The following is a 6,251-nucleotide window of genomic DNA, read 5'->3' as shown; positions in this document are numbered from 1 at the left end:
TGACGGGCCCGACGCCCATCCCACAAGAAACATGAAAAGTGGATTTTATTTAATTCTCATTCCTAAGTTTAATTCTAGGGTTTGTTATTATCTGCTGTTAGCGTAATTTTTGTCAACTATAATTTTGTCCTGTGAGTTGCCGATCGCAGCCACACTTTTGTTGATGTGCGTTAGCGAAGCCTTCGTAGGATCGCCAACAACCGACTCCGAAGCCTTACGGGGCGGTGCGGCGGATTTTCACAAAAAACCCGGAATCTCGATCGCCAGCGCTGGGACTGAACAAACCGATTCCAAGAATTAGGTACAAATCGTTAGCAGCTATACTCCGCAAGTCGATCGTCTTTCATTTTATAGATTTAGCTAGCCGTAAAGATTTGAGAACCGAGTGAGCTCGCGCGAAATTTGCTTTGGCCTTTGGGGACTTGTTTGAGGCGGAATTCGAGCAATTGTTCGTATGGGAAATGCTGCGATCGCTTCCTGGTTAAGCCCTAAAACCTACTTTTTTACAATCAGCAAATTTATATCTCCCAACCGGTTGATGTCCTAGCGATCGCAAGTCATTTATATTGATATGAATTACCCGGACGTGCCAGTCCTACTTTCGAGCTAACATCTTGAAGGTGGGGCTGGTTTTATCTAACCCTGTTACTTCAATTCTCCAATCTAAAATCTCAAATCTCAAATCTCAAATCGATTGACTATGGTTGAACCAGTTGCAGAGTTAAATGAACCTCTATCTCTTCAGACTGCAGAAATAGTAGACCCGAAAATATTTCAGCTCGTTCTCTCTCCAAAAACAGCTCTCAAATTTTCCAAAAAAGACGTTCGATCGACCCTGAAAGCCTCAACTCTAGACGGCGTTTTGGCCGCTGTCTTCGAGTCGGCGACCACCGGCGTGCTGCTGAGCAATTTCTTGTTGCAACTCGGCGCCAGTAGCGTGGAAATAGGTATATTCTTTGCTATTCCGATGGTGGTAAATCTCCTGCAACCATTAGGAGCCTACATCGCCGCTCAGACAACGAGCCGGCGCTGGTACAACCTATTTGTATTCAGCGTTTCGCGGCTGCTGTGGCTGGTGTTCGCGATGGCAATTGTTTGGGGTTCCCAGTACGCAGACCCCCACCAAATGCTGCAATGGACGCTGCTAACAGTCGTAGCAGCTAGCGTGCTGGGAGCTTTTGCCAATTCTAACTGGTTCAGTTGGATGGCTGCCGTGGTTCCTCACCGTTTGCGGGGACGCTATTTTGGCTTTCGCAACAGTGCTGTCAGCCTCATCACTTTGCTGGGAGTGCCGTTGATGGGATGGGGAGTGTCAACTTGGGGCGCCGATCCTATTTTGGGCTACGGTATTGTTTTATTGGTGGGTGTTTTGGCGGGAATGATTAGTTTGACCTGTCAATTATTCATGGTTGATGTGAATCCGCAGCTATATAAAAAAGATGCAGAGAGGCATCGAGTTACAAATAAAAAAGAAAAGCAAATAACAGATTTTGTGCCTTCTGTGCTGAAAGATTCTAATTTTTTAATGTTTATTCTTTATTTCAGTGTGTGGACATTTGCTATTAATCTCAGCGCGCCTTTTTTTAATATCTACTTGCTGAAAAATTTAAGCTTGGATGTCAGTTTGGTAACGATTTACACCAGCTTGAGTTCCGGGGCAAATCTACTGCTGCTGATGTTTTGGGGCAAGTTGGCCGATCGCTGGGGGAATCGCCCACTGCTAATTGCGGTTGGGCTGGTGGTGGCCCTAACGCCTTTGCTGTGGTTGGGTACGGGGAATTACCCGTTTGCGGTTTGGGTGTGGCTGCCGCTGCTGCACTTGCTGGGGGGAACGACTTTAGGCGCGATCGGCTTGTGTACTAACAATATTCAAATGGAGATAGCGCCTTTGGAGCAACCTTCGACTTATTTTGCGATCGGCGCAGCGGTTTCGGGAGTAGCAGGGGCTTTGGGAACTACCGCCGGCGGCTTTCTTGCCCAACTTCCCGGCATGAGTTTGGGCTCAGTGTTTGCTCTCTCGGCTGCTGTGCGGTTTGTAGGCTTGCTGCCTTTGATTTTGGTGCGAGAACCCCGCAGCCAGTCGCTGCGGTCGATCGTCCCGACTTTTGGACGTTTCAAATTTAACCGGGGCTAGGAAATTTTCTCACAAATTTATCGATCGAGAAACCAGAAAAGCCCACAGATTAGACCTATTGCCAAAAAAATATGTGTTATCCTTAATAGTTTTCTCAAGTTTAGGTAAAACTTTGAATTACTGGGTTGATTGGCATCTCCTTAAAGTTGCCGGGCCTGCTAGATTTAAAAATTGCCTAAACTTTCCATCCATAGCACAAAATTATTTTGCAAGAGGTCTATTATCAACAAGGGTTTGGGAGCAATGTTTGAAGAAACTTGTTCCCAACCAGCAGCGCAATTGGGTTTATTCAATACGCCTGAGTTCCTAATTCCAACCGAGACAGCGAGTATTCGTACAGGTCGTGCAGCCAAATTAAGAACCTACAACGCTTACCGCGAACTGTGTAAGTATCCACGGCTGACAGATTTTAATCAAATTACTGCCGATGAAGATATTCAAAAAGAATTGAAACGATTGTACGGTCATGTAGACAACATTGAGTTGTATGTTGGACTCTACGCAGAAGATTTGCGGCCAAATTCAGCCTTACCTCCTTTAGTCGGACGGCTGATAGGAATTGATGCCTTTTATGAAGCTTTCACCAATCCTCTATTAGCAGAAAATGTCTTCAATCCCGAAACTTTTTCACCTGTAGGTTGGAAAGAGATTATGAATACCAAGACTCTCTCGCAGGTGCTGAACCGTAATGTTCCTCCCGGTAAAAAAGAGTACAAAGTTTCTTTTTATAATGAGGGTTGGAAACCAGCTTAGAGCCTTGCATGGTTCATGGTATTGTAAAAATTAAGTAATTAACCATGAACCATCAACAATCAACAAACCACGCTTGAGTTTCTCTGACTTACCGTGAAAACTTAGTAAGTTATACTAACTCTTAAAACTCATGCAAAAGTAGCTGTAGGGTGCGTCGCTACCTTTAAATCCTAAAAAATATCGACAATCTCCTAGCGACGCACCTTACTCTCACTCTATGAGAGTAAACAACCCTCCGTTGCACCTCGCCCAACACTCATGATTGTTGCAAGACTTGGGAGAATTGGTAAGTTATAGAGGGAAAAATGCCAACCATTATCACCACAATCAGCTTTGCAAAGGTTATTTATGAGCAAGAAGTTATTTACCGAATATCCCGAACAGGACGAACGCAAATACTACGATCTTTTGGTTGAGCAGGCGAAGCTTCGGATGGATAATCTTTACGGCAATAAGGAGCGGGCGCTGCGAGATACTCACGCCAAAACTCATGCTTGCGTTAAAGGAACTCTGGAAATTTTTGACTTTGATGAGGAAGCGATTAAACGGGAATTTGGCAAACGCGCTTCGTTAAGTTCTTCGCAACTCAATGCTATTTCCCTTAAGCAAGGTTTGCTAGCAAAACCCAAACAATATCCTGTGTGGTTGCGATTTGCTAACGGGGCTACCAAAGTATACCCTGATTACCAAAAAGATTCGCGCTCAATGTCAGTGAAAGTGATGGGGGTGGAAGGGGAACGACTCACGCAAAGCCACGAGTCAAAAACCCAGGACATCATTGTTCACAATTCAGAGATATTTGTGAGCCAAACCATCAAAGATTACTACGGCTTTTTTTCGGCTCTTGTTGAATCACCAGAGACATTGAAAAAGTGGCTAATGCGACATCCCAGAGACTTTTTAGCGGTCTCGACGCTTACGGGTAGCCGGACTCCGAAGAGTTTGCTAACAGCCAAATATTGGAGCGGTTCACCCTCTGCTTTGGGTCTCTATCCCGATTTCGATCCCTCGCAACCTGGTGTAGTTCCTGTCGAATATCCGGCTGTAATTAAATATGGGTTTACTCCGGTTTCATGCAAACCACCGCACGAGATAATTCCCGAACAATCTCGACCGGGAATTCCTAAAATTCCTTTTGTCGATCGCGCTAAAGCCTTGCGTTTAGATCCCAAACAACCAGACAATTATTACCGGAACGATCTAATTCAAGCCCTCGCGAAACCTGATGCCGAATACTGGTGGGATTTTGGCATTCAGTTCCAAACCAGCCTAAAAATGCCGATAGACGATGGCATCAATGTCTGGAAGGAAAAGGAATCACCCTTCTTGAGAGTAGGTCGTCTCACCGTCAAGCATCAGATTATTGATTATGAAAAACAATCTGATTTCAACGAAAACCTGAGATATTCTCCTTGGAACGGCTTAGCAGTCCATCGTCCTGTAGGTGCGATCAATCGGATACGCGGTGTTGTTTACCCCGTTGTAGCGAATTATCGCCTTCAAAAGCGAGGTCTTGTCCACCAAGAACCAACCGGAGAAGAAACATTTTAAGGGAATAATTTTTGTCGGGGACATCCCAGCGGAAACGATATTAACAAGCGAAACCTTCAAAAAATCCCATCCCTTTTTAGGGGGTGGGAGTGTTAAAAATGATGAATTCTTAGTCCTCAGTCCTTAGTCTTCATTATTCAGTAGCAATTAATCAATAACTGGGTTCCTACCCAATTATTAATTATTCTGCTAGCAACCAACTGATGACTAATGACCAACGACTGATGACTAATAACTTAAGCTTGCCGTGAGTAGTATTCCACCACTAGCAGTTCGTTAATTTGTAGAGCAATCCACTCGCGTTCGATAACGCCGTTAACTTTGCCAACCAGTTTTTGCTTATCAAATTCCAAGTGATTCGGCAAGTGAGCCAAGCCTGGGTCTTTGAGATTAGCTTCTACCATTGTGCGCGAGCGCTCTCTATTTTTCACCGCAACCACATCACCAGGCTTGCACTGATAGCTGGCGATATTGACTTCACGGTCATTCACAGTTATGTGACCGTGATTTACCAATTGTCTAGCGGACGGAATGGTTGGAGCCATTCCCATCCGAAACACAGTATTGTCCAAGCGCATTTCCAAAAATTGCAGTAACACTTGACCTGTGGAGCCCGTGACACGGCGGGCTTTGCGGACGTAACGGAGCAATTGGCGTTCCGTCACACCGTAATTGAAACGGAGTTTTTGCTTTTCTTGCAAGCGAACCGCGTACTCAGACAGCTTTTTGCGGTTTTGACCGTGCTGTCCGGGCGGATAATCTCGTCTGGGGGTTTTGCGGGTTAGACCGGGCAACTCTTTCAGGCGACGGACGATTCTCAATCGGGGGCCTCGATATCGAGACATTTATTTTCCTCTCTAATATCTGTATGCAATATTTATGCAGACTCTATATTATATGTTGGTAACGGTCAAAATTCAAATAAAGATCGATAAAAAAACGATCGACCGGAGGGCGATCCATAATGTGCGGTAAATTCTGAAGGAAAAGCCGATCGCTCGATCGCCCAAATCAGCCAAAAAAACTCACTACTCGATCTGCCATGCACAACCGCAATTTCTCCCGCACTTCTTCCCCAAAGCCAGCACAGACAGGCTCAAACCCTACCGGGCGCTGGATATTAGCTCTCGGCACGCAGCTAGCAGCACTCGGTTTGTTGGCAACAGCACTGCCAATCTCGCCAGCCTCAGCCATCACTATTAGAATTCCTCGCTCTAGGAATCCCTATCGCGTCTGCGCCCTGGAACTAATCGAAGCCGGAGTGGCAGCAGAGGCCGCCGCCGCCGCTTGTGCTGACGCCCTCCGCCCCCGCGACATATCTAAATGCGCCCTCCAAATCAACCGCAAAACCAAGATTTCGGGTGTCGAAGCGCTCTCTAGCTGTCGGCGGGTGAGGCGTCCCCAAGAATTGGCTACTTGCGTAGTGAATATTAACAGCAAAAGTCGAACTCAACCTGCAGATCCCCTGGTAGTGCTGGATGGATGCCGCCGCAGTTTATTGCCACAACAGTTTTCTGAATGCGTAGTCGGTTTGAGCGGCAGGCTCGACTTTCCCACTGACCGGTTAATCACCACTTGTCTTGACCCCAGAGACAGCGTGAGCTTGGACGGACGCCCTGCACCTACCCCTCCTGTGGAGCTAATTTCACCGCCTTCGCCCCTCAATTAATTACTGTTAACAGTTGACCGATCACTGATGACTGTTGACTGTTAACTGTTGACTGTTAACTGTTAACAATCTAAAATCTAAAATCGATTGACTGTTAGCTGTTAACAATCTAAAATCTAAAATCTAAAATCTAAAATCGATTGA

6 protein-coding genes are annotated in these 6,251 nt (G+C 45.8%); 5 read left to right on the top strand and 1 reads right to left on the bottom strand.

Going from position 1 to position 6,251, the window contains the following annotated elements; genetic code table 11:
• Positions 1–109 precede the first annotated feature (109 nt).
• The 4 genes from QUA50_RS13610 to QUA50_RS13595 all read left to right on the top strand — a co-directional run bounded on the left by QUA50_RS13610 (position 110) and on the right by QUA50_RS13595 (position 4,438).
• Complete coding sequence (locus tag QUA50_RS13610) at positions 110–301, top strand: hypothetical protein (protein WP_333261044.1); 192 nt, start codon at positions 110–112, stop codon at positions 299–301.
• Between the two features lie 399 nt (positions 302–700).
• Positions 701–2,134: an MFS transporter gene (locus QUA50_RS13605; protein WP_333261041.1), complete on the top strand. Its 1,434-nt coding sequence runs from the start codon at positions 701–703 to the stop codon at positions 2,132–2,134.
• 243 nt (positions 2,135–2,377) lie between these two features.
• Positions 2,378–2,887: a peroxidase family protein gene (locus QUA50_RS13600; RefSeq protein ID WP_333261038.1), complete on the top strand. Its 510-nt coding sequence runs from the start codon at positions 2,378–2,380 to the stop codon at positions 2,885–2,887.
• A gap of 348 nt (positions 2,888–3,235) precedes the next feature.
• Complete coding sequence (locus QUA50_RS13595; RefSeq protein ID WP_333261035.1) at positions 3,236–4,438, top strand: catalase; 1,203 nt, start codon at positions 3,236–3,238, stop codon at positions 4,436–4,438.
• 236 nt (positions 4,439–4,674) lie between these two features.
• On the opposite strand, the gene rpsD is transcribed toward QUA50_RS13595, so the two are convergent.
• Positions 4,675–5,283 (bottom strand): 30S ribosomal protein S4, encoded by a 609-nt coding sequence (gene rpsD, locus QUA50_RS13590; RefSeq protein ID WP_172190738.1) that lies wholly within the window; start codon positions 5,281–5,283, stop codon positions 4,675–4,677.
• Positions 5,284–5,480: 197 nt separating this feature from the next.
• On the opposite strand from rpsD, the gene QUA50_RS13585 reads away from it, so the two are divergent.
• The gene (locus QUA50_RS13585; RefSeq protein ID WP_333261033.1) at positions 5,481–6,107 is read left to right on the top strand and encodes a hypothetical protein; all 627 of its coding nucleotides are present in this window, start codon (positions 5,481–5,483) and stop codon (positions 6,105–6,107) included.
• The last annotated feature ends 144 nt before the right edge of the window (positions 6,108–6,251 follow it).

Origin of the sequence: Microcoleus sp. M2_D5 (assembly GCF_036701935.1) — a bacterium.
Taxonomy (GTDB): domain Bacteria; phylum Cyanobacteriota; class Cyanobacteriia; order Cyanobacteriales; family Microcoleaceae; genus Microcoleus.
The sequence above is the reverse complement of the archived record's forward strand: the minus strand, read 5'-3'. Positions and strand labels throughout refer to the sequence as shown.

Excerpts from the sequence above, each read along its gene's own strand:
- QUA50_RS13605 (WP_333261041.1), top strand. The coding sequence starts at position 701 with ATGGTTGAACCAGTTGCAGAGTTAAATGAACCTCTATCTCTTCAGACT.
- QUA50_RS13600 (WP_333261038.1), top strand. The coding sequence starts at position 2,378 with ATGTTTGAAGAAACTTGTTCCCAACCAGCAGCGCAATTGGGTTTATTC.
- QUA50_RS13595 (WP_333261035.1), top strand. The coding sequence starts at position 3,236 with ATGAGCAAGAAGTTATTTACCGAATATCCCGAACAGGACGAACGCAAA.
- rpsD (WP_172190738.1), bottom strand. The coding sequence starts at position 5,283 with ATGTCTCGATATCGAGGCCCCCGATTGAGAATCGTCCGTCGCCTGAAA.
- QUA50_RS13585 (WP_333261033.1), top strand. The coding sequence starts at position 5,481 with ATGCACAACCGCAATTTCTCCCGCACTTCTTCCCCAAAGCCAGCACAG.